28 protein-coding genes are annotated in these 26,692 nt (G+C 38.4%); 12 read left to right on the plus strand and 16 right to left on the minus strand.

Translation table 11 applies throughout. From position 1 onward, the window contains the following. The first annotated feature begins 50 nt into the window (after positions 1–50). Positions 51–731, plus strand: a complete 681-nt coding sequence (locus A994_RS00600; RefSeq protein ID WP_004029298.1) for a DUF4332 domain-containing protein — start codon at positions 51–53, stop codon at positions 729–731. A gap of 139 nt (positions 732–870) precedes the next feature. On the opposite strand, the gene A994_RS00605 is transcribed toward A994_RS00600, so the two are convergent. From A994_RS00605 to A994_RS00675, 15 genes are all read right to left on the minus strand, one after another. Next, positions 871–1,158, minus strand: coding sequence for a GYD domain-containing protein (locus tag A994_RS00605; protein WP_004029299.1), 288 nt, complete (start codon positions 1,156–1,158; stop codon positions 871–873). Positions 1,159–1,382: 224 nt separating this feature from the next. Further along, the gene (locus A994_RS00610) at positions 1,383–1,925 is read right to left on the minus strand and encodes a DUF1697 domain-containing protein (RefSeq protein ID WP_004029300.1); all 543 of its coding nucleotides are present in this window, start codon (positions 1,923–1,925) and stop codon (positions 1,383–1,385) included. A gap of 178 nt (positions 1,926–2,103) precedes the next feature. Then, positions 2,104–2,571 (minus strand): flavodoxin family protein, encoded by a 468-nt coding sequence (locus tag A994_RS00615; protein WP_004029301.1) that lies wholly within the window; start codon positions 2,569–2,571, stop codon positions 2,104–2,106. 239 nt (positions 2,572–2,810) lie between these two features. Next, positions 2,811–4,565 carry an MFS transporter gene (locus A994_RS00620; protein WP_004029302.1) on the minus strand — a complete coding sequence of 585 codons (1,755 nt, stop codon included), beginning with the start codon at positions 4,563–4,565 and terminating at the stop codon, positions 2,811–2,813. Further along, positions 4,558–5,043: a MarR family winged helix-turn-helix transcriptional regulator gene (locus A994_RS00625; protein ID WP_004029303.1), complete on the minus strand. Its 486-nt coding sequence runs from the start codon at positions 5,041–5,043 to the stop codon at positions 4,558–4,560. The genes A994_RS00620 and A994_RS00625 overlap by 8 nt, the downstream gene beginning before the upstream one ends. Before the next feature lie 325 nt (positions 5,044–5,368). After that, entirely contained in the window at positions 5,369–5,980 is a 612-nt protein-coding gene (locus tag A994_RS00630) for a GNAT family N-acetyltransferase (protein ID WP_004029304.1), read from the minus strand. A gap of 167 nt (positions 5,981–6,147) precedes the next feature. After that, on the minus strand, positions 6,148–6,717 hold the full coding sequence (locus A994_RS00635) for a class I SAM-dependent methyltransferase (protein WP_004029305.1): 570 nt from the start codon (positions 6,715–6,717) through the stop codon (positions 6,148–6,150). Positions 6,718–6,800: 83 nt separating this feature from the next. Next, entirely contained in the window at positions 6,801–7,250 is a 450-nt protein-coding gene (locus tag A994_RS00640) for a hypothetical protein (RefSeq protein WP_004029306.1), read from the minus strand. A 326-nt stretch (positions 7,251–7,576) separates the two neighbouring features. Then, positions 7,577–8,839 carry an ABC transporter permease gene (locus A994_RS00645; protein ID WP_237739672.1) on the minus strand — a complete coding sequence of 421 codons (1,263 nt, stop codon included), beginning with the start codon at positions 8,837–8,839 and terminating at the stop codon, positions 7,577–7,579. Next, a complete protein-coding gene (locus A994_RS00650; protein WP_048203981.1) occupies positions 8,766–9,782 on the minus strand; it encodes an ABC transporter ATP-binding protein in 1,017 nt (338 codons plus the stop codon). The genes A994_RS00645 and A994_RS00650 overlap by 74 nt, the downstream gene beginning before the upstream one ends. Before the next feature lie 121 nt (positions 9,783–9,903). Next, positions 9,904–10,482: a PadR family transcriptional regulator gene (locus tag A994_RS12790; protein WP_004029309.1), complete on the minus strand. Its 579-nt coding sequence runs from the start codon at positions 10,480–10,482 to the stop codon at positions 9,904–9,906. 242 nt (positions 10,483–10,724) lie between these two features. After that, positions 10,725–11,522, minus strand: a complete 798-nt coding sequence (locus A994_RS00660; RefSeq protein WP_004029310.1) for an alpha/beta fold hydrolase — start codon at positions 11,520–11,522, stop codon at positions 10,725–10,727. 168 nt (positions 11,523–11,690) lie between these two features. Then, on the minus strand, positions 11,691–13,595 hold the full coding sequence (locus A994_RS00665) for a YhgE/Pip domain-containing protein (RefSeq protein WP_004029311.1): 1,905 nt from the start codon (positions 13,593–13,595) through the stop codon (positions 11,691–11,693). Between the two features lie 432 nt (positions 13,596–14,027). Further along, positions 14,028–14,837 (minus strand): TrmB family transcriptional regulator, encoded by an 810-nt coding sequence (locus tag A994_RS00670; RefSeq protein ID WP_004029312.1) that lies wholly within the window; start codon positions 14,835–14,837, stop codon positions 14,028–14,030. A gap of 172 nt (positions 14,838–15,009) precedes the next feature. Next, positions 15,010–15,618, minus strand: a complete 609-nt coding sequence (locus tag A994_RS00675) for a GNAT family N-acetyltransferase (protein WP_004029313.1) — start codon at positions 15,616–15,618, stop codon at positions 15,010–15,012. A 471-nt stretch (positions 15,619–16,089) separates the two neighbouring features. On the opposite strand from A994_RS00675, the gene A994_RS00680 reads away from it, so the two are divergent. From A994_RS00680 to A994_RS00720, 9 genes are all read left to right on the plus strand, one after another. Beyond that, positions 16,090–17,880, plus strand: a complete 1,791-nt coding sequence (locus A994_RS00680; RefSeq protein WP_048203982.1) for a DNA-directed DNA polymerase — start codon at positions 16,090–16,092, stop codon at positions 17,878–17,880. 74 nt (positions 17,881–17,954) lie between these two features. Then, positions 17,955–19,115, plus strand: coding sequence for a nicotinate phosphoribosyltransferase (locus A994_RS00685; RefSeq protein ID WP_004029317.1), 1,161 nt, complete (start codon positions 17,955–17,957; stop codon positions 19,113–19,115). A 72-nt stretch (positions 19,116–19,187) separates the two neighbouring features. Beyond that, positions 19,188–19,751, plus strand: coding sequence for a cysteine hydrolase family protein (locus A994_RS00690; protein WP_004029319.1), 564 nt, complete (start codon positions 19,188–19,190; stop codon positions 19,749–19,751). Between the two features lie 460 nt (positions 19,752–20,211). Then, positions 20,212–20,451 carry a hypothetical protein gene (locus tag A994_RS00695; protein ID WP_004029320.1) on the plus strand — a complete coding sequence of 80 codons (240 nt, stop codon included), beginning with the start codon at positions 20,212–20,214 and terminating at the stop codon, positions 20,449–20,451. Positions 20,452–20,533: 82 nt separating this feature from the next. Beyond that, positions 20,534–21,505: a prenyltransferase/squalene oxidase repeat-containing protein gene (locus A994_RS00700; protein ID WP_004029322.1), complete on the plus strand. Its 972-nt coding sequence runs from the start codon at positions 20,534–20,536 to the stop codon at positions 21,503–21,505. 75 nt (positions 21,506–21,580) lie between these two features. Continuing rightward, positions 21,581–22,108: a cysteine hydrolase family protein gene (locus A994_RS00705; RefSeq protein ID WP_004029324.1), complete on the plus strand. Its 528-nt coding sequence runs from the start codon at positions 21,581–21,583 to the stop codon at positions 22,106–22,108. A gap of 131 nt (positions 22,109–22,239) precedes the next feature. After that, the gene (locus A994_RS00710) at positions 22,240–22,704 is read left to right on the plus strand and encodes a GNAT family N-acetyltransferase (RefSeq protein WP_004029325.1); all 465 of its coding nucleotides are present in this window, start codon (positions 22,240–22,242) and stop codon (positions 22,702–22,704) included. A gap of 150 nt (positions 22,705–22,854) precedes the next feature. After that, complete coding sequence (locus tag A994_RS00715; protein WP_004029326.1) at positions 22,855–23,580, plus strand: class I SAM-dependent methyltransferase; 726 nt, start codon at positions 22,855–22,857, stop codon at positions 23,578–23,580. A gap of 96 nt (positions 23,581–23,676) precedes the next feature. Continuing rightward, a complete protein-coding gene (locus A994_RS00720; RefSeq protein WP_004029328.1) occupies positions 23,677–24,408 on the plus strand; it encodes a 4Fe-4S double cluster binding domain-containing protein in 732 nt (243 codons plus the stop codon). A gap of 82 nt (positions 24,409–24,490) precedes the next feature. On the opposite strand, the gene A994_RS00725 is transcribed toward A994_RS00720, so the two are convergent. Next, the gene (locus A994_RS00725) at positions 24,491–25,003 is read right to left on the minus strand and encodes a nitroreductase family protein (protein WP_004029330.1); all 513 of its coding nucleotides are present in this window, start codon (positions 25,001–25,003) and stop codon (positions 24,491–24,493) included. A 400-nt stretch (positions 25,004–25,403) separates the two neighbouring features. Here A994_RS00725 and A994_RS00730 point away from each other — a divergent pair, with 400 nt between their 5' ends. Next, complete coding sequence (locus A994_RS00730; RefSeq protein WP_004029331.1) at positions 25,404–25,748, plus strand: winged helix-turn-helix transcriptional regulator; 345 nt, start codon at positions 25,404–25,406, stop codon at positions 25,746–25,748. A gap of 122 nt (positions 25,749–25,870) precedes the next feature. Beyond that, the gene (locus A994_RS00735; RefSeq protein ID WP_004029332.1) at positions 25,871–26,644 is read left to right on the plus strand and encodes a phosphatase PAP2 family protein; all 774 of its coding nucleotides are present in this window, start codon (positions 25,871–25,873) and stop codon (positions 26,642–26,644) included. Positions 26,645–26,692 lie beyond the last annotated feature (48 nt).

The raw sequence follows: 26,692 nt of genomic DNA on the forward strand, positions 1-26,692 counted from the left end.
AAATGAAATAAAAAGGGATAATGTGGATTAATTGAGAGTGAGGGGAGGACATGGTTGAAAATTACCATATTGATCTTAAAAAATTTCCTTTGGAGAAATTTAAAGGAGAAATCTGGGATTCAAACCCGTTACCAAGTAGGAAGATGCTAAAAGACCATCTTGATGAGAGATTCAAAATTTTAAAGGAGAATAAAGTTGATAATCTCCAGGATCTTGCTAGTTTATTGAAAAATCCTAAAAAAGCCAGGGAATTTGCTGAAAAATCAGGTTTACCTGAAGATTATCTCCTGATTTTAAGAAGAGAAGTTAACAGTTACACTCCAAATCCAGTTAATCTCGATAAATTTCCCGGTGTTGAAGAAGGAACTCTCATTGAATTGAAGAGTGCCGGAATTAAAAACAGTCTTCATCTTTTTAAACGGGTAAAAACATTAGATGATCGGGAAAAGTTAGCTAACGAGCTTGGAATAGATGAGGGCGATCTTCTTGAATTAACAAAATTAACCGACCTGGTGAGGATTAAATGGGTGGGACCTGTTTTTGCAAGGATTTTCCTGGATTCTGAAACTGATACTTCACAGAAAGTTTCAGAAGCTGATGCAAAAACATTTTATCAAAAACTGGTTGATATTAACAGCAAAAAACATTACACTAAAAGTAAGTTCACATTAAGTAACGTTGAACTGTGTGTCAAGATTGCAGGTATGGTTCCTAAAGTAATAGAATACTAGAATAAAAATACTACTCAAAAGACATGGATTACGCTGAAACCTTTGTAAATGATTTTTGAAAATAAAGGGGGATGTAATTATAGAATGAGTTATGTAATGTCATGATTTAGAAAATTATATGATAATTAATGGATCTTAATTAAATTTCAGTAACCATCTCGGCAAATTCATTATCAGTCCATGCCCTGAGGGTTTTAATGGTTATATATCGTGCTTCATAAGCTTTAAAGAGATATTTTACCATGCTTTCCTCATCAGGCATGTCAATGATGGCAACAAAATCATATTCCCCCATGGTAAAGAAAAAGTCTATACTCCCCTTAAGTTCTCCTATTATATTTTTTGTTAATTTAACTCTTTCTGGGATTTCTAAAAAAGTTTCACGTGCTCTATCTGTCCAATTTCCTAAAAGAACATATTTTTGCATGTATATCACCTTATTTTATGTGAATTTTACTTAAAATTTTATTAAATGGAAGTAATATAAAAATTCTGTCATATTTCACACATCCCAAAATTAATTTAACTAGAAGCCACCCTATGCTAAGGATATAGGAGGTTTAAATAAAGGAAGAACAGATGACGCGGACCTTCAAAATGCTAGGAATTTTGTTAACCCCCTAAAAAAATAGAAACTAAATAATATTTTATTTATTTTAGGATTTTCAGGACCGTGCCCCAGCTCCGGGTAGTTAAATTCGATCCATACTCTTTTTCGAGAAAATTCATTAATTCCGGTGTCCCTCTCCCCTTAGAAATGTCTACAGTGCTGAAAACTTCCATTGAAGTTTCATTAAGGATAGTGAAAGCCTTCTGAGGAGAAGTATAGGGAACTGTAATTGTGTGTGGTTGTGCTTTTTTGGAAAAAAACGTCACATACATCCGAATATCTGGAGTCACTTCAATTCCTTCGAAGGGTTTTAATGACTGAAGCTTCTTTAGATGGTCAATACTCCGTAATATCACTGCAATGTCCCTATTAAACACATTTTTCAAACCCGATTCTATTTTCTCGGTTAAAATTTTTTCACTCTCATCTTCAGAGTCAAAAACTACATTTCCACTGGCAAGTAATGTTCGAACGTTTTTAAATCCCATTGATTCAAAAGCATCCTTTAGATCTACCATTTTAATGCGGGTTTTCCCACTAACATTGATCCCCCTTAAAAAAGCAGCATAGCAAATGGTGTTCATCATAAACCTCTTTTTACCCCGGTATTGGAAATTTAAAGAAAATGTATCCAATTTAAAATTATCAATTCCATATGGTGCGAATAATCCTAATATGGTATAATTACTCCTAAGGATACGAATAATCACTAATAATATCCATATTCAGACCCCTAATTTCAACTTGTACCATTTATTCATCTTAAGAAAGTAACAAACTAAACTGTTTGACAAGTTCATTAATCTCTTTTGAGCGACTACCCCTCCAAACTATGATCCCGGTTCCCATGACTGTTCCACCTTTAGACTGGCAGAGCTTTTTCATCTGGGATATGGCCTGGTTCCCACCGGTCCGGTGAAATGGTAATCCCTTAGTCACATAGCAGGCTACCTTTTTATCCTGAAGTGATGGTATCTGTTCCAGATATGCTTTCATTGCCGGGGCAAGGTTAAAGGCATGAACTGGAGAACCGAATATCAAGGCATCATATGCATCAATATTGGGACGAATTTCAAAGGTGATATCCTTTTTTCCAGGGTGTACTTCACCTTCAGGTATTACATTCTCAATTTTAACCCTGTTTCCAAGCTCAATTAGCTTCTCCTGAAGTTTTTCCGCCACTAGATAGGTATGTTCAGTTTGGGAGTATACAATAATTCCGATTTCCATCAATTTATCCCCCTTTTGTTTTCCCATAATAATCCTTAAACAAGGATAGGTGTTAACTGTTAATTTAATTGTTAAGTTAGTAATGAATTAATTTTTTGGTTTGTTTATCATCAGGATGTTCATCCCAATTACCTAGTAAATCTCATTATCCATCAAAAAAAAGCCATTCAATATTAAAAAAAATATTTAAAGGACCCTTAGGGTCCTGTTTTTCCACGTACTATTAAACTTCATCTGAATCAACCATCATCATCGGGACTGATTTTGATTACCTCCATCTCATGGATGTATTTCTTCCCACGTAGGGCAGATAATAGGGCGGATAGGCCACAAAATACTGCTCCAATGTAGAATGAAATCTGAAGAGAAGGCATGAAAGCTTCAGACAGTGTTGATGGGAACCAGGTGGTTCCAGTTAGTGTGGTTAATGTTGCAGGGGGTATCTGACTAACCACTGCTGATGGAACACTGCTTAAGATGGTTTCGACCGGGTTGTAACCTAAAAAGGCCGAGAATAATGCCCCTGTTGGTGGTATGTTACTGAGGATTGGGGTCAATTGTGCTGCACCTATACCTGCAAGAGAGGATGCCATAGCATCAGGGAAGCGTTGAGTGATTCCCACAATTACTATGGTGAAGAAAATGGCCATACTCGCGGTGAATGCGGTGTTCATTATAGTGGTTAACATTCCTGAAGCCACACCCCTTTCCTGTGGAGGTACTGAATTCATTATGGAAGCACTGTTTGGTGAACCGAACATTCCACTTCCCAATCCCATAAAGAACAGGGTTAAACCCAATTCCCAGTAGTTGAAATTGGCAGGTAGTGATGCCAGTATAATGAATCCTATCGTGTTCATTACCATCCCTATAGTGGCAATCCAGCGGGGCCCATATTTATCCGAGAGTATTCCAGATATGGGTCCCATTATAATCACCCCAATAGTAAGGGGTAGCATGTAAACTCCTGCCCAGAACGGTGTGGATTCATAGCTGTATCCATGTAATGGGAGCCATATTCCCTGTAGGAGAAGTATGAGCATGAACATCATCCCTCCCCTGCTGAGCGCACTGAGGAAACCTGCAACATTAGCGTAGGTAAACATTTTTATCCTGAATAGGTCCAGCCGGAACATGGGATTTTCCACCTTACTTTCCACCACTGGGAACAGTACAAGGAGGAGGAATCCAACTACCATTGATGCAATTACCCATGGATTGTTCCATCCCATGGCATCGCTACCGTAGGGCATGAGACCGTAAGTTACTCCTAGAAGTAGGAGGGTTATACCGGAGACGAAAGTTACGTTTCCCCAGATATCGAGTTTGGTCTTAGGAGCACGTAATGATAGTTCTTTGAGCTTTAAAGTGGACCAAACTGTTCCAAGAATACCGAATGGTACACTTACCAGGAATATGTATCTCCAATCAAAGACAGCTAATATTCCACCCAGTAAAAGCCCTATAAATTGGCCAGACATGAGTGCCACCATGTTGATACCCAGAGCCTTTCCTCTTTCACTTACCGGGAATGCATCGGTGAGTATTGCAGAACTATTGGCCATGGTGAGGGCACTACCCACTGCCTGAACTATTCTGAAGATGATGATCTCCATGGCCCCTGCATCACCCGTGGATGGAGTGAGGTAAAGCAGGATGGACCCTATGGTAAATACCAAGAATCCCAGCTTAAATAACCTGACTCTACCGTACATATCCGACAGACGTCCGAAACTTAAAAGCAGGGTTGCAGTTACCAGACCGTATCCCATCAGTATCCACAGCAGGTACTGGAAAGACGTTAAAGGGTCAATGTGAATGCCGTTGAAGATAGCGGGAAGGGAAATCAAGGTTATACTACCATTGATAGTTCCCATCATGGATGCGATTAGCACATTAGATAGAGCTATCCATTTATAATCAATTCCACGCCCTTTTTTACCTTCTGACGGGTTGAGAGGCGAATTGCCCCCTTTAGAAACAGTATTACTCATTCAGGTTTTCCTCCGTATCATATAGCTTGTTCAAACTTTTAATGGTTAATTTCTTTAGAATCTCCCTAATTCGTTCTTTTTCTTCTTTAGAAAAGTCTTCATTGATTGAATCTTCCCAAGATTTAATTATACTAATAATATCCGGCATTAAGGCCGTTCCATCTTCTGTTAAGTAAAGAAGGTACCTTCGGCGATTGTCTGGATCGATTCGCCGGCATATGAGTCCATTATCCTCCAGTTTCTTAACTGCACGGGCCACTGTTCCCTTGTCCACAAAAAGATGATTGGCCAGATCTTCCTGTGTCTGACCTCCCTTCCTGTAAAGCTTGATCAAATAAATGAACTGGCTGGAAGTGACGTTCAATGTTTTCAGTTGGTTGTTTAGATACATCATCCGAGCTCTGTGGATTATAGAGGCAAAAAGGCCCAATGGGATATCATTAAGGTCATCTTCACGTATTTTCTTACATTTACCCATAATTAACACCAGAATAAAACGTTTTGATATGAATTGAAATTATCCAATGGAAGTTAAAAATCAATCACAAAACTTGTAGTTAACTATGATCCTACCCCTTTATAAATATGTTGGCTATGCAACAATTGTTATTGCAACAGTTGGCAATCCAACCAAACATAATAAAAAATCAATTATAATAAAATTTCAGCTTAATTAAAAAACGATTATTGGGGAACAACATCATTTTACCTTTGATTTTGTATATTATAAGTTAATCCAACTATTATAACGAATTTAATGTCCTAAAAATAATCTGTTATCAAACATTCATTAAAACGGTTAATTAAATCGTTTTAACCATAACTGTTCTTTTTTCATTATTGTAAAATCCGTTTTTAAGATAAAAGGTCTCAGCAGGTATATTCTTATTGGTTAAAAGAGTTAAACGAGTGTATCCATCTTCTCTAAGGATTTCAACCAGATAATCTACTGTTTTTGTTCCAATTCCATTCCCCTGTCTTCCATTTTCCACAAAAAATTCATCCACGAAGAACTCTTTCCCCATCCACCATGATCTCCGGTGCCCTAAACATACCGCCACGATTTTAGAGCCCTCGCACATTAGGAATCCTTCAAAAACCGGGTTTTGAATGAGTTCCTTTAAATACTTTCTGGATTGATCCAGGGATACCCATTCATCAAACCAGGGATCAGCAGAAAACACTTTTTTAAACAGGGCAGCACATTCGTCCAGATCTTTCCAATTAAATCTCCTGAAAACCAGATCTCCTTTTAATTTGGAACCATCCTCAAAATAGTTCTGATTTGAATAAAGTTCAGGGTTATCCTGGAAGAAATAATCCCAATGATTTTTAAAAGAAGCATTTTCAAAATGATTTATTAGATTCAAATGATTATTAGTGAAATGTTCCCTTATTGAGGTTTTTATAGACATTTCCAGCCACCTTCAATTTAATTCCAATGAAATATTTAAAATTTACTTAACAATAACTGTTATTTACAATACTGCTTAAAATCTATTGAATAATGCTTAAAATCTATTATAATACTTTAAATCCATTTAAATAGTGAATATCTCCTAGCAAACTTATTACATCTCATTCATGGCCATTTTTCAAACACCATGAATAACTGGTCCGGTAAAAAATCATATTTTTCCTGAAGGGAGAACCCTGCCTGTTTCATAATATCCAAAAGAACAATTTCAGGCGTGTAATGTCCAAAAAGGCCTGTGAAACTGAGTTTTCTTTTGTTGTAATCAATGATGGCTATTTTCCCATCCTCTTTTAGTAATTTTTCAAGGCCTTTAAAATATTCTGCCTGATTGGGGATGTGATGGAAAACGTTTCTTAAAAAGAATAGATCCACACTCTCCTCAGGTAAATTTATCCCATTTGGATTAACCCGGAGTGTTTCCACATTCTGAATGTCTTCGGTTAGAGGATGATTCTTTATAAAATCAAGAGCCTTTTCATCGGTGTCAATGGCATAAACCTGACCATCCCTTCCCACTTTTCTGGAAAATTCGTGGGTGAAATACCCTCCACCAGACCCAATATCCCCCACTACCATCTCATCATACAGATTAAGATTTTCTATAATTTCTAAGGGTTTGTTTTTTGGTGAAGAAGCCTCTCGGTTTAACATTTTATACCTGAATTCATTTAGCATTTCTATTCATCCCCTTAAAGCAGCTTCAATTTCGTAGTTTTTTATTAAATTGGATTTTATTAATCAATTTAATGTTAAATAATTTAAATGGGGGCGTTGGTAAGTATAGTCCCCCAGTTAACCCTTGATCCTACTTCTGGGGTCACCAGTAGATTTTTTTCTATTTTCCCCAGATCGGCCAGATTAGCCACCATTTCATGGAAGGAAATTTCAGGCACATCATTCATTTTTCGGGCTTTAGGCATGGCCAGTGCGTGGTATCCCTCCTGTTCGATAAGCTGACTTAAATGTAATGTGATGGATTTTAATTGGCAATTTGTCACATCATAGGGCTGTTTTTTAGTTATTGACATCTTATCAGGAATTTTATAGGGAAAAGTTATTCCTATGGAGATTGCTCGTGGGTATTGGTCAATTAATGATCCATATTTTTCAATTAGGGAGTTTTCAACCCGGGATAAATCTACCATACCCAAATAATAATCCTCACACTCGGTTTCAATAACGTTTCTGATTGCATTCTCACATTTCATGATACTTTCACCTCTTTAAATTTTTTAAAGTCGTTTATGGTTTTTAAATCCATTAAGATCAATTGAGGTTTCTTTAAATCCAATAGGCCAACAATTTCATGAATTTATTCAACATTTCTTGACATTTCTTGACATTTTTCAGGTAGTTCTATGACATTTTTCAGGATGGAAATGAAATGGGTACAGTGAGCAGAATTAATCCCTTTTACTGCTTATATTCTTCTATTAACCCATTTCTTCCTATTATCCATTTCAATCCATTGTAGGTTCATTATTTAGGAACTTAACCGGTTTCATTATCAGGTCATCGTTTATCTGGTCGTTGTTTACCGGGTCATTGATTTCCTGAAGAGTGGCACGGCAATGGCCATGGTAACCACTCCAAATGCTACCAGTATGATTATCTGATTCATCACATCCCCCACACCTGCGTTTAAGAGCATTATCTTACGCATTGCATCAGCAGCGTAAGTCAGGGGGATTACCTGTGAAATGGCCTGCATGAACCAGGGCATCTGTTGAATAGGGTAAAAAATCCCTCCCAGAAACATCATGGGGAACATCAGCAGGTTCACAATCATGGTACTTGAAGCCTGATCTCCAGACATGGAAATTGCCATTATTCCTATTCCTATGAAGCTGAATATGCCCAGAAGGAGCATGAAGAATGCCAGCAGGATGCTTCCCTGGATGGTAACTCCGAACAGGACTATGGCAATGGCCAGTATTATCACACACTGGATTAAACCTCGAGTACACAGTGCTGCAGTTTTACCAATGATAACCGAGAGCTGGCTGATTGGTGCAGATAACATTCCATCAAATGTGCCCATTTCCTTCTCTTTGGAGATGGCCTCGGGAATACCGGTCATTACACTCATCATCACGATCATGATCATGAGCCCTGGTGCCAGGAAGTTAAAGTAATTTGTTTGGCCAGGTATTGTGGTCTGAATACTGGGGATGTAAGGGAAGATCATGGCCTGTGGATTAACAGACAGATTTGTTGCCTTACCAATACCCACTACATTAGCTTCGGCCTTCATATTGTTCATTCCACTTACTGTGCTGGATAGTACCTGCTGGATTTGCATGGAAATCTGGGGGTTGCTGTTATCAATGTATACTGTGAAATCAGCGGATTGTCCATTGGTTAGATTTTCAGAGAATCCAGGAGGTATGATGAACACTCCATACAGTTTTCCTTTGTTAATTGCAGTTTTAGCATCATCTACACTGGAATAATTTTGAAACTGCATGTAGCTGGTATTTTTATTCATGGCCTCCAGCTGTGCTACGAATTCATTGCTTCCCTGGCCCTGGTCAAGGTTAACCAGCCCCATGGGCATGTTCTGCTGGGTGCTGCCACTGGGAAAAATGAATCCAAACATGACCAGGAAGAGTAATGGCATCATAAACAGGGCTGCCAGTGACATTCGGTTTCGTTTAAGTTCCAGCATGTCCTTTGCCATTACATGGTAACTATCCTTTAAAATTTTAATAAAATCCATAATATCACCTTCCCCTCGCTTTGGGTGCTGGTCCATGGCCATGATGAGTGTTAACTGGTTTTTCAGTGGCCTGATCACGCATCTGTTTACCAGTCACTGCCAGGAACACATCTTCCAGTGTGGATTCATTGCTGTTGGTAAGGGAGGCTATATCTCCACCTTCACCACGGATGGTATCAATGATCTGGTTAAGGGCATCATCCCCCCTAGCACTTACCTTTAGATTGTAATCATCCTGCTGTGCCACTGCAGTAACCATTTCCAGGGATCTGATTTTTTCAATGAGTTCCCGGGTCAGGTTGTCAATCTTAATACCGAAAACCGTAATATCACCGTGAGATATCATGTTTTTAAGGTTTTGTGGCGTGTCCAAAGCTGCAATTTTACCGTGATCAATAATGGCAACCCGATCACTGAGTACTTCTGCCTCGGTCATGGCATGGGTGGTTAATATAATGGTCATCCCGCTCTGGTTGATTTCTCTGGTTATATCCCTTATGGAAAAGGTGGTCTGTGGATCCAGGCCCAGTGTGGGTTCATCCATGAACAGTATCTCTGGTTCAGGTAGAAGTGCCCTTATTACATTGATCCTCTGCTTCATACCGGTTGAAAACTTGCTGATCTGGGTGTTCTTCCATTCCTGCATGTCCACCAGTTCCAGTAATTCATCGATCCGTTCTTCCAGCTTCTGTTTAGGCATGGAATAAAGTTTTCCGAAGAACCTTAGGTTTTCTGCTGCAGTTAGGCGGTCGTACATGATCATCTTTTCAGCCACCAGGCCAATATTCTGGCGAACCTGATCAGATTCTTTAATTAAATCAAATCCGGCAACCCTGGCCGATCCTGATGTTGGCTGGGCAAGTGTGCACAGCATTCTGATAGTGGTACTCTTACCCGCACCGTTGGGGCCCAAAAATCCAAATATTTCCCCTTCCTCCACTGCCAGTGACAGGTCATCCACTGCTGTGAAATCACCGAACTTTTTAGTAAGGTTATTAAGTTCTATAGCATTTTTTGTCATTTTTCCCTCTATTTCAATTAATAATTTGGACAATGATAGCCCAAGCTAAGCAAGTAACTAATTTAAATTATTCTAACATTCAGAAGCGTTTAAATCTGAATTATTCATAGGGAAATGATTCTTATTCATCAGGGAGTGATTCTTCCATTTTTTTTAGTCTTTCGCCCAGTTCCCCTATTATTTCCTTGTGTGGTGCGAGTTTCTCTTTTCTTATGTCTTCCATAAAGGCCACGTAACTGCTAATCTCTCTTAACACATTTTCCACAACAAAATTTCCCCGGTCCATTTGCTGCCCTTCTGGTCCGCGTAGACCACCGAAAAGATCAAAGATTATCTCCCTGCCTTCTTCGGTTAAATCATATTTTCCGTCTTCTATTTTTTCTATTAAACCTTCATCAACCATTTTCTTAAGCATAGGGTATACTGAACCCGGTGAAGGGCGGCAGGGGACACGTCTCATTGTTCTATGAAAGTGCTGACCGTAATGATCACCTCCAAACTGCTGTCTTCGCTTTTGGTAAATGTCATTTACAATATCGTAATGTTCCTGAATTGCATCCATTACTTCAACACCGTTTTTTGGGCCATGATCAAGGACATGGAGTATCCACACTCTCAAACCTCCCAGTTTATTCAGTTTGTCTATTTTTTCGTGGATATTTCTCCAGTTATCCCATTTATCTCTCCACTCATCCCACATTTTAGAATTCTCTCCTATCTTATAATCGATACATTATCGTTAATTTGATATTGAATAATTGTTATAACATCTTTAAATTGTTATATTAGAATTTTTTCATCAAACAATATCAAGTTATCGATATCGACTAATCGATATTAAGAAGATTATTATATAAATAGTTTGTGGTTCAGGTAGAGTAGTTACTAAAATAATGACTCAGAATACAATTAAAAAGATTAAAAAAAGCAGTGATGGAACACTTATAATCCATTACTTAAAGTTTCAAGCACACTTGGAAGAGATTTTCCAGTGATAAAATTCCTTAAAACATGATTAAATAGTTCAGGTGACTCCATATTCCAAACATGGCCCACTTTAGGGACAATATAAGCAGAAGAATTGGGAAGAGCATTAACTAAATCCAGGGCAGATTCCTTAATGACTTTATAATCTTTTTCTCCCATCATAACCAGCACCGGGACATTTGCTTTCTCCAGACCAGAGGGTAATTTGAAGAACAAATTCTCTTGTAGTATCCTGTGCAATGAATCCGCCTTAATTTGTAGCGTGGCTTCCTTGAACTTGTGGAAATAGCTTTTAGAAATATTATAAGTCCTCATGTTGGCTTTTATAAAGAAATCCGTGTCTTTCACCGGTTCATAAACTTTAAAAGTATAATCTAGAAGTTTTAAAAGCACATCTTCATGGGGGATGCCACGGATCAAGGTTCCACTGATGATGGCATGGTCAACTACCTCCGGGTGAGTGGCCAGTATCTGGACTATGATTTGTGCTCCCAGAGACAAACCCACCATGTGGGCTTTTCCATTATGAGCCCTGGTTCGGATAAGATCAACCACCATTTCAGCAGCACCTTCAATTGAGAAGGGCTTTACTTCTGCACTCTGCCCGTGCTCAGGGAGGTCTGGAATCAGGCAATGGTAATCATTGAAGTCTTTTACCTGTTCATCCCATATCCAACCCGCCATTCCCCCACCGTGGAGGAAAACTATGGTTTCACTGTTTTGGTGACCTGTTTCTTGAATAAATAAGCCCATAATTAAATCTTTTAATCTAGATTGGTATTATAATTTTTAGTTACAGTACACAATTATTTACTTATTGATACACTGCTTTTATTTATTATACACGAATTTCACTTGTCCAATTTAATGGGATAATTTTGTAATTTGTTATCTCTTGTAATTTTTTATCTCGAATAATCTTTAGAACAACCCACTCTCCTTTAATTTCTCTTCAGCAGATTCTGCACGCCCATCTAACTTCCCTTTTACCAGTAACGTTAACAAGAAAGTGGAAATAGGGAACAATGCCAGGATTCCCAAGCAATACCAGTAATTACTCCATGAAACTCCGGCAATGACCTCCCTTAATAAGGTAATGGCATAGGTTAAGGGGATGTATGGATTTAGGGCCTGGGAAAAGGATGATAGGAGTTCCACTGGGAATGTTCCTCCTGCTGCGGTGATCTGTACAACCAGCAGTATAACTGAAAGCAGTTTTCCTGCGTTTCCAAAGGCTGAAGTTAAGGAGTACACTATTATCATGAAGCTCAATCCAATTAACATGCTGGTTAAGATGAGAAGTGCAGTTGAGGAAGTTTGAACACCCAATGCCAAAACAGCCAGTGCCACTAAAAGTCCCTGAAATAAACTTATTATCACGAATAATCCCATTCTTCCCAGATAAACACTTATTCCCCTGTATTGTTTCTTTGATTTTACTCGCATGGAAATGAGGGCAATTGCCATGATTCCTCCTATCCACAGGGATAATGCCATGTAAAATGGTGCAAGAGCCGAACCATAATTATCCACCGGGTACATGCTTCTCTTTTCGACAGTTACCGGACCTTCAAAGTAACTTTCCACTCCATCCATGTCCAGATCAGAATAAGATGCTAAACTATCAATATCTTCTTCACTTATAGAATTGATTTTAGCTGCTGCCAGGGGTATTGAACTTCTTAATTCTGGCCATTTAGAGTTAACCATGTTCAGTTCTGCCGTGGCACCGTTGATCTTCTGGTTTATGGTTTGTTTGTTATTTACCAGTAGATTGATAGCATCATCCATCTGGTCAATTAAAGTTTTAAGCTGCGTGAGTTTGCTCTGGGGATCCCTGCTATTTTTAATATCTCCTTCAATATCCTTTAAAAGAGCCAGTACCTTGTTTGCTTTGCCTATGTTATCTTCAATTTCATTGATAATTGGTATTAGCTGGGTATCTCCAGTGGCATTGTACAGGCTGGTTAAAACTGCATCCTGGTACTCCAGGGTAATGAGGGTTTCCTGTACCTGGGATTCCATATTCTGCACCATGGTCAAAGCACCTTCCGGATCGGCCACGATCTGAGCATACAATGAATCGTAGTTTGCACGAATTCCATTGGAATTTTCCTGAATTTTAGGTAAATATGCGCTTATTTTCGGCCATATCTCGTTTACAGTACCCATCATCGAATTTGCTTCAGCTATTTTGGAATCAATTGCACCTAAATTTCCATTTAAGGTGTTTACAAATGTTTTTAATTTGAGGATCTGGGGCTTGTTTTCCTTTACCAATTCTCCAACATCTTTAACTTTACCGAAAATAACATTATCAATGGTTTTAACCACTACAGTGTTGATTTTCACCTGCAATGCATCTGCACCGGATCCAGTGATCTTGGATGCAATGGGATTAAGTTTCTCATTGTCAATGTACTCGATCTGGGCCTTATGAGGAGCGGTTGTGTCAATTGAAAGGATGTTTTCGGTGAAATTTCCTGGAATTATTAAAGCAGCGTAGTATTTACCTGTTTTAACACCATCCAATGCAGTTTCGCGGTCTGTAAACTGCCAGCTGAAATTTTTATTGTTCTTCAGTTCTCGAACAAAATGATCCCCAATCTGGTATTGAGTTCCGTTTAGAACGTACCCTGCATCCTCGTTAACCACCGCGATCTTCATATTTGAGGTTTGAGTGTAGGGATCCCAGGTGGATTGAACTGTGAGTAGAGTATACAGTGAAGGTATGCATATAAGTACTATCAACACCATTATGACCATTGGGTTATTTTTAACGACCCTTAAATCATTTTTGAAGATTTTAATTGCCTTTTTTATCATTAGAACTCCCCTTACAGATAATAAATTTTTTTAAACGTCTAATTCATTCAATAATATTAGTAGTTTTATCCATAACTACCATTACTAGGAGTGATGACTATATAAATTTTACGTTAAGTAGTTTTTAACATAACTACCAATGCCATAGTTGAAAAAAGCCCCATAAAAACAAAAATAGTGATAGTAGCACCACCCCCTTAAGAATTGAATTCATGAAAAATAAGGAAATAGGAAAGTTCAAAAAAAGGTTTAATAAGGAAAAGGGATTTGATTAAAAAATATTGAAAATTAAAGAGATTTCAATACTTTAGAACTGCAATTTAACATTATAAACTAAAAATCCATAGTGAGAACTTAAATTCAATAGTAAGAACAAAAATCCAATAGTAAGAATTGAAATTTAATATTGAAAAAGACATTAAAATAGCAATACTAAATTTTATTTATTTTCATTTCTGGGGTGTGTTCCCATACTGCACCAAATATCAAATTAACCATGTTAATTAAATATGGATTTTTAGAAGTTACCCCTGATTTTGTATTTTCAGGGAATGCCGGCACGTACATCATTTCTTCATCATCGATTAAAACCAGCGTAAACTCGGAATATTGTTCTGAAGGCAGTGTATTTTTTTTTTCAAAATACTCAGAAAGACTGCCAAAATCTGAGATATCCAGTTTATAACCATTGTGCACCGCTATATTCTTCAGATCAAGACGATTCAAAGATATATCATCTCCAAAAAACATTAACTGGATCTCCAGATCAGGATCACTGACAAAATCAAGATAATTTAAGTAGTTTGAAGGTAGTATTAGCTTCATTGATGTGTGAGCCTTGCGTATTAACTCTTCCAAACTGTGTTCCACGTTATTTTCACCAAAAAGAGTCCATATAATATTTGGATTTTCAGTTTCAACTACGTTTTCTTCCAGATACTCCAGTTCGCTTAAAGCAGTTTTTTCTGCATTTTCATGAACTTCAGAAAGGTGTTTGATGGCTATCTTAGGGGAAACAGCCCGGTAAATAGCTGGTTTTGAACTGACTAACATGACCAATCCTTTATCCATTAAACCTTTCAAACTTTGATATACACTGGGTTTAGGCATTCCCAAATATTCATAAATCTTTTTGGCTTCTGCGCGGTCAAATAATACCAGCACAGAGTATACCTTGGCCTCGTACTCAGTAAGCCCCATGATCTTTAAGGACTCAACCAGGTTGTTTGATATTTCAGTCATGTTTAGGGATCCATCTAATTTTGCAACATTTAATATCGTAATTACGAATCAATTTACTTCTTTAGATGTTGAAGCTGCATGTATGATCTTATTGAACAGTATATCTTAATATTCATTTCTAATATCCGGTTGACTTTTAATATCCAATTGACAAATCTATAGTTGACAATATCTATTCTTTCAGGATGTATTCCATATTAAAAGCTCCCTTTTTCCACCCAGGGAGAGATATAATTCTTTCCTTAAATTTTCTAAAACCAAACCTTTCATAAAGCCGTAAAGCACCCTCATTTTCAATATCAACATCCAGTACTGCTCTTTTAGATCCTTTTTCCCTGGCCAGCTTTATTCCTTCTTCCAGAATAAATGAACCTATTCCCTGCCCCCTGAAGTGTTCATCCACTGCCACTATGGCGTAATAAAAGTCATCCTTCTCCAGACGAGATAAGAAAATGCTGTCAACTAATTCAATCATTAAGAATCTTAAAGAATCCAGGATGCTAAAATTATGTAAGAGAACCTTTAATTCCTGCATAGTTCCCCTCTTATCCCCAGCAGAATACACCATAACTCCCATGATCTGGTGGTTGTCATTGGTTACCACGTAGATCTGCTGGTATCCCAGGTTGTTATCCCCTGTACTGACCAGCTTCCCCAATTTCTGCGAGGCATTCTCCTTGTTACCAAAGAAAAAATCAAAAGTTTCAGCATCAGCTTCATAAATAATTTCAGACACATGGACGGAGTTGTGCTTATTTTTATCCATTTTTTTAAAGTACATTTATTATTTAGCTCCTTAAATATCTTGAATTGTCTAAAATAGAGTTTGAATAAATTTTGGTAAAACAGATATTAATAATTCCCGGTTAATTAAACCTTGTTGCTCATCACTATCAATATTTATCAAGTATTTACACTTGAAATATATGGCTAAATAAACAGTATAGTATTACTTCGATGTATATCATCACATGTTATGTCATTCATACCAAGTAACCCCTGTCAAATAAATCCAATGAATCCAGGTCAAATTAATATCCATGTCAAATTAATCCATAATTTCACCAAATTTTTTCACTTGCAATGTAGGCCGGAGTTAGAGAATGAGTATGAACATATGTACCCACCATCACCGGTTACGTGTCCCCCATTATTATAGTCAGATCAGGGTTTTAATGACAAATAACGGATGAATTTGCGGGCATTAGATTTAACAAATTATATACCCTGATTCATATAAATTAAAAATCGTATGGAAACCAAAAGAATGGTGCTCCTGGACATTGATTACATCACCCGGGACGATAAAGCAGTGGTAAGGCTCTTCGGAAGAGAAAAAAACGATCCGACTGGAAATTCTATCATAGTACTGGATAAAGGATTCAAACCCTACATATACGTGGTGCCACATGACCTGGATCCCTGCCGGGAGCAACTGGAAGAATTAGACGTTCTTAATGTAGAAAAAGTTGAAATGAAAGATTTAGGACGGGAAAAAGAATTTTTGAAAGTCACACTAAAACATCCTCAGGATGTTCCTAAATTAAGAGATACAATAAGAGATTTATCCCAGGTTGAAGACATCAGAGAGCATGATATCCCCTTTTACCGCCGATATCTCATTGATAAGGGATTGTTCCCCATGGGGGAGGTGGAAGTGGAAGTTGAGACCGCATCACCTGAAATGAATTGTGTTTCCTCAGATAAAGGTGCTTCTATTGTGGAGTTAAAAGGCCAAATTCGACCAGTTAACTCTGATTTTCCAGAACTTAAAATTCTCAGCCTGGATATTGAGGTTTACAATCCCAAGGGCATGCCTAATGCAGAAGATGACCCTATCATCATGATCAGTCTCTCCAGTAACCAGGGATTGCGAATGGTGATTTCCACTGCAGAATCCCCCCTGGATTTTGCTGAAACTGTAGAAGACGAGGCAGCCATGATACAGAAATTTGTGGAAATTGTGGAAGATGAAAATCCCGATATTCTCATAGGTTACAACTCTGACAACTTTGATTTCCCCTATATCAAGGACAGGGCAGCTATCCTAGATATTCCCCTGAACCTGGGTACCGATGGTTCCTGTCTTAAATTTATGAAAAGAGGGTTTACCAACGCTGCCCTGGTAAAGGGCAGAATCCATCTGGATCTTTACCTCATCATGCGCCGTTACCTCCAACTGGATCGTTACACCCTGGAAAGAGTTTATCTGGAGCTATTCGGCCAGGAAAAATATGATATTCCAGGGGATGAAATACACCAGTACTGGAGTGATGGTGGGGAAAGGCTGGAAAAACTTTTCAGGTACTCTCTGGATGATGCAGTGGCTGTCACCGAGATTGCCGAGAAAATGATACCCTTAACTCTGGAACTCACCCGTATTGTAGGGCAACCATTTTTCGATGTGGCCAGGATGACCACCGGCCAGCAGGTGGAATGGTACCTTATACGCAAGGCCAATGAACAGGGCGAAGTGGTACCTAACAAGCCCTCTGCATCACAGTACTCCAACCGACGAGGAAAAAGAGCCAGTGGAGGTTATGTGAAGGATCCGGTTAAGGGATTGCATGAGAACATCGTTTACTTCGATTTCCGTAGCCTGTACCCCAGTATCATCATCTCCAAAAACGTTTCCCCCGACACCCTGGTGGATGAATGCAACCCCGAAAAGTGCCATATCTCCCCGGAAGGAGGTTACATGTTTCTCAAGGAACCCCCAGGCTTCGTCCCATCCATCATAGGTAACATCCTAACCGAAAGGGTACGTCTTAAAACCCTGATGAAGGAATCAACAGATGATGAAGAGAAGAAGATCTTGAATGTGCAACAGGAAGCACTTAAGAGGCTGGCCAACTCCATGTACGGAGTTTACGGCTACTCCCGCTTCAGATGGTATCGTCTAGAGTGCGCCGATGCCATCACCGCATGGGGAAGGGATTACATTAAAAAAACCATGGAAAAATCTGAAAAATTCGGTTTCAAACCCGTTTATGCTGATACTGATGGGTTTTATGCAGTTTATGAGGGTGAAGTATCGGATTAAGATGTAAATTTTTTAATTTGATTTGAATGATTGACTAAGCACGTGTGGTTAATAGTTTAAAGCAGGTGTATTGTATGTTCCATGTTGCTGGAGAAAAGGAAATCAAAGAGGGAAAAGTCACCGATGTATACTTCCAGAGAACCCTTGAAATACTGAAAGAGAAAGGAATTAACCCTAAGGTAAAAGCAGAATTTGTGGCCAAATCCCTACCAGATCAATGGCCCTGGGCTGTACTGGCTGGTTTAGATGAAGTTGCCTATCTTTTGAAAGATTTACCAGTTAAAGTACGAGCCATGAAGGAGGGAACTGTTTTTTATCCCCACCAACCTGTTCTGGAGATAGAGGGTTATTATCAGGATTTCTGTGTTTATGAAACTGCTATTCTGGGGTTAATGTGCCAGGCTACTGGTATAGCCACCAAATCAGCCCGTTACAAGAAAATAGCAGGGGACCGTCTGGTGATGAGTTTCGGTGCCAGGAGGATGCACCCGGCAATAGCACCCCTGATCGAAAGAAGTGCATTTGTTGGGGGATGTGACGGTGTTTCTGTCGTTAAAAGTGGAGAGGTTATTGGGGAAGACCCCTTGGGAACCATACCCCATGCCCTGATAATCTGCATTGGTTCTACTACCGAATCAGTACAGGCCTTTGATGAAGTTATAGACCCTGATGTTAATCGAGTGGCACTTATCGACACCTTTAACGATGAAAAATTCGAATGCCTGCGTGTGGCCGAAGCCCTGGGAAATAAATTATACGCAGTGCGCTTTGACACACCCTCCTCGAGACGTGGAGATTTCAATCATATCCTCCAAGAAACAAGATGGGAACTTGATTTAAGAGGATTTGAGCACGTTAAATTCTTTGTAAGTGGCGGTATTAAAGAAGAAGAAATATCCCATCTGAACTCATTGGTGGATGCTTATGGAATTGGAACTTCAATCAGTAGCGCTCCAGTGGTGGATTTTTCCATGGACATAGTTGAAGTGGATGGAGAGCCACTGGCCAAAAGGGGAAAATGTTCCGGGGAAAAAAATGTGTTAAGATGCCCTGATTGCCACGAAGATCTGATTGTACCCGTTCAAAAGGCAGTTGAAACCTGTTCCTGCGGTGGAAAATATGAAGATCTGCTCATTCCTCTGGTGGAAAATGGGAATATTCTTTACGACCTTCCAGAACCTGGCGAAATCAGAGGATACGTGTTAGAGCAGGTTAAACACCTCCCTGATTTATAAGCTACCATTTTAACATTGCATAATTAATCAATCCAACCAGGACTAAATTTATCATTTTTGGAGAAATAGAAGATGAAAAGAGCCCTACTGGTAATAGATGTGCAGAATGAATATTTTTCAGGGAAGTTACCGGTGACTTATCCTCCGAAGAGTCTGGAGAACATTTTAAATGCCATGGACACAGCCCAGTCTCGTGATGTTCCCATTATCCTCATTCAACACACAGCATTGCAAGAAAACGCGGCAACATTTGTTAAAGGAACTGATGGCTGGGACATTGTACCCGAAGTTTTAACCAGAAAATATGATTATCTGGTGGAGAAAAACCTTCCGGGAAGCTTCACTGGCACGGATCTGGAAAGCTTGCTCAGGGAAAATGACGTTGACACAGTGACTATTTCCGGTTACATGACTCAGATGTGCTGTGATACCACTGCCAGGCAGGCATTTCACCGGGGTTTAAAGGTGGAGTTTCTGTCTGATGCCACCGGCACCCTCAATGTCTCCAACTACGCGGGAAGTGTCACTGCCCAAGAATTACACAATGCAGTTCTGGTTACCCAGGCCATGCGATTCAGTGATGTACTAAGCACTGCTGATTGGATTCAAGGAGTCGAAAATAGCACAATATATTAAAACTGCTTTATCCATTGAGTGATAGAAAAATAAGTAGAAAACAAGGGCATTGAGTTATACATTGAACTATAATATATGAAATTAAATTGAGAGAAATTAACTAGGAATTAAATTGATTAGGAATTAAATTGATTAGGAATTAAATTGATTAGGAATTAAATTGATTAGGAATTGAATTAACTAGGAATTGAGGGGTTTTAATGGGAGAGGAATGTTATGAAAGCTATCCCCGGTGGATGGTAATTCTTTCGAATATTTTATCCATATCCACCTACATCATCGGTGCTTACATTCTTTACGGCCTAGGAATAATACTTACAGTTTTATACTTACTTTTCTGCCCGGCAATGGAAATTAGACTTTTACGAAAAGGTTGTACCAGTTGTTACTATTACGGGAAGACTTGCGCGTTTGGTAAAGGACGTCTGTCATCCTACTTATTTAAAAAAAGGGATCTTCTTTGTTTACCAACAAAAAGGTCTCCTGGTACGCGATTCTACCGGATTTTCTGGTGTTTTTATTCCCTCTGGCCGGCGGAATAATGCTCTTCAATGGGTTCAACTGGTCAATTTTTTTACTCATTATCCCCATTGTAATTCTTTCTTTAGGCGGAAATGCATTTATCAGATCTTTAACTTGTAAACATTGCAAGCAGAGAGAATTGGGCTGTCCAGCAGCAGAACTTTTTGGCGAAAAATAAATGATTAAAATACATCATTTGATTAGATACGTCATTTTTGTAACCATAAAAAACAATTAAAGAGACTTTAAGAGGGATTAAAATGAATTCAAGCGCAGATAAGTTGAAAGTAGACCCCATTCCTGCCCTAATTTCCTGCGGTAATCCTGCAATTGAGTATTTTACGCGCCAGGATATTTTAAATGAAAAAATGGGACCAATTGAGGAGTTATGGAAAATTCCCAGTGTTTTAAGGATTCTGAAAAAACAGGAAAATGATGGTTCCTGGAAATATCCAGGTAAAATCAGGAAAGATATACGTTCCAGGGAAAATTATGACCAGTTAGAGACTTATCGGATTTTAGGAGAACTGGTTGAGAAATATGGACTTAACAAAAATCATCATCAAATACAAAAAGTATCAGAATACTTTTTTAGCTGCCAAACTCCTGAAGGAGACTTTAGAGGGATTTATGGTAACCAGTATGTACCTACTTATTCTTCAGCCATCATGGAACTGTTAATAAAAGCTGGTTATGAGAATGATAAACGGATTAAAAAGGGTTTTCAATGGTTTTTATCTATGCGACAGGACGATGGAGGCTGGATCATTCCCTTCCGAACTTCAGGTATGAATTTGAAAGAAGCATTATTATCTGATGAACCGAACTTACCGGATCGATCCCGACCATTTTCCCATTTAGTAACAGGTATGGTTCTTCGGGCTTTTGCAGCACATCCTGAATATCGTAAATCAGCAGAAGCAAAAAAAGCAGCAGATTTACTGACCAACAGGTTGTTTCTGGCAGATAAATATCCTGATCGGAAGGATAGGAAATATTGGGAAAGGGTTTCCTACCCTTTCTGGTTCACTGATATTATCAGTGCCCTGGATTCCTTATCATTTCTGGGATTTGAAAGAGATAATCATCAGATTCAAGAGGGATTACGCTTTCTAATTAAACAACAAACTAATGACGGGCTTTTTGACTTAAAAATTGTTAGAGGAAGTGATAAGGACCTTAAATATTGGATTTGCCTTGCTATCTGCCGACTGTTCAAAAGATATGGATAAACTGGAAAATAAATAATAGGGCTTAACTAATATTGATGAGGGAGTATTTAAGGTAACACCACTGAGGAAACCAAAATGAAGGATAAAAAGGCGCTCTTAATAATTGACATGCTAAATGACTTTGTAGGTGAAGGTGCACCCCTGGAAGTTCCATCTACCCGAAACATAATCCCACATCTTAAAAAAGAAATCAAAGAAGCCAGAAAAGAAGGATTGCCCATTATATATATTTGCGATACTCACCAACAGCATGATAGGGAATTTGTGAAGATGAACTGGCCAGTTCACGCTATAAAGGGAACCACTGGATCAGAAGTGATTGAGGATTTAGAGCAAAAAGATGAGGATATTTTTATAGAAAAAACCACCTACTCTGCATTCTACAATACCGACCTTGATAAAATCCTGAAAGAACTGGAAATAAACGTATTAAGGATTACAGGCACAGTTACTCATATCTGTATACTCTTTACAGCTGCAGAGGGAGGTATAAGGGGTTATGATGTGGAAGTACCCTCAAATTGTGTGGCTGGACTGGATGAAAATGATGAAAAATACGCTTTCAGACTCATGCAAAATGAATTTGGAGTAAAACTTCTCTAATTCATTTTAGGTCGCATCATATCACCAAAAGGGTATTATTTCACTAATTAATAAGAATACAATAAATTCATCTTTAACTCAATCTTAAAAACGTCAAAATCAATGCGACTAATCAGATGGAGACTAAATCCATGGAAGATATAATATTCATTGAAGCAGATGCTCGTGGTCTGAATTTAATCCAGCCTCTGTGGGAGAAATTAAACCAGCATCACCTCCAGCAAAAATCTGATTTCAAGGAACACTACGAAAATTTCACCTTTCCAGAACGTTGCGAAACTCTTTTAAAGAAATCTATTGGCGGTAAAATGCATATTGGCATGTTTAAAGATAAAGAATCAGAAATTATGCTGGCTTACTGCATCACCACCATCTCCTCTGACAGGGAAGGGGAAATTGATTCCATTTACGTCGAGAAAAACTACCGTGGTCGTGGTTTTGGTGATATATTGATTAAACGGTCACTGGAATGGATGGATGAAGAAGGTGTGAAGAAAAAGACGGTAAGGGTGTCTGCTGGTAACCCGGAAGCAGTGTCCTTTTATGAGCGTTATGGATTCCGTCCTAGATCTTTAATGCTTGAACAAGTGAGTTAATCCGGAAGGTATTAATTAAGGTATAAAATATATGTTTATATACTAGACTAAATTCAATATTAGACTGAATACAGACGCCTAATAATCTTATCATTAATTAATAGAATAATTACAAAGTAATTGAAATAACTGCAGATGGGAGGAATCTTTTTGGAGGGAAAAAGTCGTGACCAGTTACTAAGGGAAAAATTCAATCAGGGTGCTTCCTCTTACGACCGACAGAGAAAGCATGTGATTCCATGTCTGGAAGATCTTTACAGGATAACCTCTGATCTAGCCACGGTAAATAATTCTCAGCCCAAAATACTGGATTTAGGTGCTGGAACAGGACTTCTTACCAGTTACCTTCATGAACGCTATCCACAGGGGCATTTCACTCTTCTGGACTTATCTGAGGAAATGCTGGAAGTGGCCAGAGCCAGGATGAACAGTGCTCCCCTGAACAATGATTCCGTTAACAATGATTCCAATTTTAGTTACATTGTTGGAAATTATTTAGAACATGATTTTGAAGGAACATTTGACATTGTGGTTTCATCCCTATCCATACATCACCTGGAACACCAGGATAAAAAGTTTCTGTACCAGAAGATCTATCAGCATCTTAACTCAGGAGGGGTTTTCATCAATGCGGACCAGGTTTTAGGACCACACCCTGCCAATGAAAAGGAATATCAAAGAAAGTGGATGGAAAAAATAGATGTTGGTTCCATTTCTGAGTCTGAAAAAAAGATAATCCTTGACCGTATGGAACTGGATAATCCCGCCAGTCTCCAGGATAACCTGAATTGGCTTGAGAAAATTGGGTTTAAGGATGTAGACGTTTATTACAAGTATTACAACTTCGTAGTGCTCTATGGTAAAAAAATAAACTAATACAAAACAGAATTTTAAACAGAATTTTATAAATTAAAAGATTTCAAATAACAGAATTTCAGTTGATTAATTACTGATTAACATGGGATGATGATTATGGTGGGTGAAAACAAACTGGATAAAAAGATTAAAGAGTTAGCACTTAGGGAAGGTGCTGATTTTTACGGAGTGGCGGATCTTGCACCTGCAAATAATTTCATCCAGGATCAGGGCGGGGATGAAGTTGCATCATACCCACTTGCCATTTCACTGGGGATCAGGATCATGGATAGTATTGTGGATCAACTTCCCCACCGCAATGAAAAGGCAGTAGCAGTTAATTATCGGTACCACGGCTATAATATAATCAACAAGAGGTTGGATCTTTTAGCATCCCGTTTAAGCAGTCAGATCCAGAGGGAAGGTTTCCGTGCCTTGCCCCTACCTGCATCGGAGCGCTACGATGATGAACGGATCTGTGCAGTCTTATCCCATAAACTGGCCGCCCACCTGGCTGGACACGGCTGGATTGGGAAAAGTTGCCTTCTCATCACACCTAAAGCAGGACCAAGGGTACGTTGGATAACCATACTTACCGATGCGCCCCTGAAAGTCACCGGAAGCATGATGAATGAACATTGTGGAGATTGCACAGAATGTGTGGATATCTGCCCGGTTTCTGCATTCACCGGGACTCCTTTTCACATGGATGACCCTAGAGAAGTGCGGTACAATGCCCGGAAATGCGAAAAATATCTGGAAGATGGTGAAGAGTGGTCAGTGTGTGGATTGTGTGTCTATGTTTGTCCCCATGGACGAAAAAAGAAAGATAAAAGAAGGCTACCATAGCTGAATAAATATCTAATTACATCAGGGATAATCTTACATATCTGGAATGAATATCTAAAAAAAGTAAATTAAAAAGTAGAAACTATTCATACCTTTCATAACAGATTATGTCATTTAAATCCTTTCTAGGCCTTGCGGGAGGATTTTCATCTGGATATCCCAATGTGAACATTGCCGGAACTCTGATTTCATCAGGAATACCCAGAATCTCTTTAACTTTTTCTTCATCATAGGCGCCCAGCCAGCAGGTTCCAAGATCAAGTTCAGTAGCTTCCAGTATCATAAAAGATACTGCAATTGACAGATCAACTGTGTAAGCATACTGACCACATGGCATAACCCTCTCAGATTCTGTTGAACAGGCCACAATAGTAACTGGTGCTTGTCCCACGAATTTCTGACCATGGGCCGCTTCAACGAGTTTATCACGGGTTTCTTGATTTTTTACCATCAGAAATTTCCATTCCTGCCGGTTGCCTGCTGAAGGTGCGATCCTGGCAGATTCCAATATTTTATCGAGTTTTTCGTCCTCGATTTCCTTGTTTTTATAGTTTCTAATGCTCCTTCTTTCAGCAATTGCTTTAAAAACATCCATATAGTTAACCCCCTATATTTGATTCCGATGCTTGCTAATCTCATAACAAAACTCCAATGAAAATAAAAGGGAAAAATAAATTAAAAATAAGTGAAAATTAAAAAAAATAAGAATCTATTTTATTCTGCGTCCATCATTTCGCCGTATGCAACTTCTATCTGACATCCTTTAGGACCACAGCAAAAGTGTTGTAAATCGAATTGTACTAGCATTTTTTCACCTCGTAAACAGTTCACAATATATAAAAGTAACTAATAGTATTTAAAGTATGTACTGACACTAATCATATATACTTACATAAAGTATACCTAGTAGCAGTGATTATATCATTAATTAGTTAATCCCCCATAAATAGGTACACCCCAGTACTAATGAAAATATCATATATCCCGGTGATCGAATGCCCCAGAACGGAAAAAATCATGAATATATATGTTCAGTTGAAACCGCCATTAATGAAATAGGTGGAAAATGGAAATCATTAGTATTATGCTCTTTAAAAGATGGTAAACTAAGATTTAGTGAAATAAACAATAAGTTACCCGATATAAGCCAGCGAATGTTAACCAAAACATTGCGTGAATTGGAAAAAGACCACATAATCAGTAGAAAAGTTTATCCAGAAGTACCACCCAAGGTGGAATACTCATTAACCACAAAGGGAGAGTCAGTTCTACCAATCCTGGATTCTTTATGTGAATGGGGTAAAAAATACGGTGAAGGTGAAGATTACTTAGAAGACTGACCAATAATTATGCAATATTAGCCATATTCTTCACTACATCATAAGAATAAATTATATAGATTATTTGAAAAAATATCTTAAGTATCATTTATAAAACTTATTTTAACCAGAGCGGTAATAGAATGGCTGTGAACACCCCGGAAACTTTCCAACTGAGATTATTTGATTTCGGAACCAAAAAGAAGTTGGTTTTGATTTTATGCACCGCTATTTTATGGGCAGGTGCACTAATTGCCTATTTCACTCCTGGTTTTGATTACTGGCTGGTAGCCAGTTTTAGTTCACTGCGTGCAAATTATATGTTTGCAGGTTTCTGGTATTATTACACCAAATACATGCTTTATGTGGTTGGATTCCCACTTATAATCATTTACATTGCTTCGTTTAAAGTTAATAAACTGAAACCATACCGCTTAGTGCTCTTATTGGCCATAATGACTTCTGCAATTGGAAATCCACTGGTTGATCCCATTTTAAAAGATTTAATTGCCCGGCCACGCCCATTTGTAGCCCATCTTGATCTTAACAATTTGTATTTTGCTAATGGTTTTTCTTTTCCATCTGGACACTCTTTCCAGGCATTCGCAAACACCTTACCCCTGATAATATGTTTTTTAACCAACGATGAAACATTTAAAAGAAACTGGAAAAAAATAGTTTTAGCATCAATTCTTCTGGTTTATGCCATAACCCTTGCTTTCAGCAGGATTATCGTAGGCGTACATTACCTATCTGACATGCTATTTGGAATTGGAATAGCAGTCCTCCTAATGGTGATTTTAGCCAGTTTATTGCAATGGTTACTTAAAAAAGACTATTTAAATCTTCAAAATGAAAAAGGTTATGCTTTGGTCTTTTTAACCATGACCATAATGAATATTATCTTCATTTATTGATCTCACTTATTGGAAACTCCAATTAGATTATTAATAATTGCTTCAAGT

The organism is Methanobacterium formicicum DSM 3637, assembly GCF_000302455.1.
Classification (GTDB): Archaea; Methanobacteriota; Methanobacteria; order Methanobacteriales; family Methanobacteriaceae; genus Methanobacterium; species Methanobacterium formicicum_A.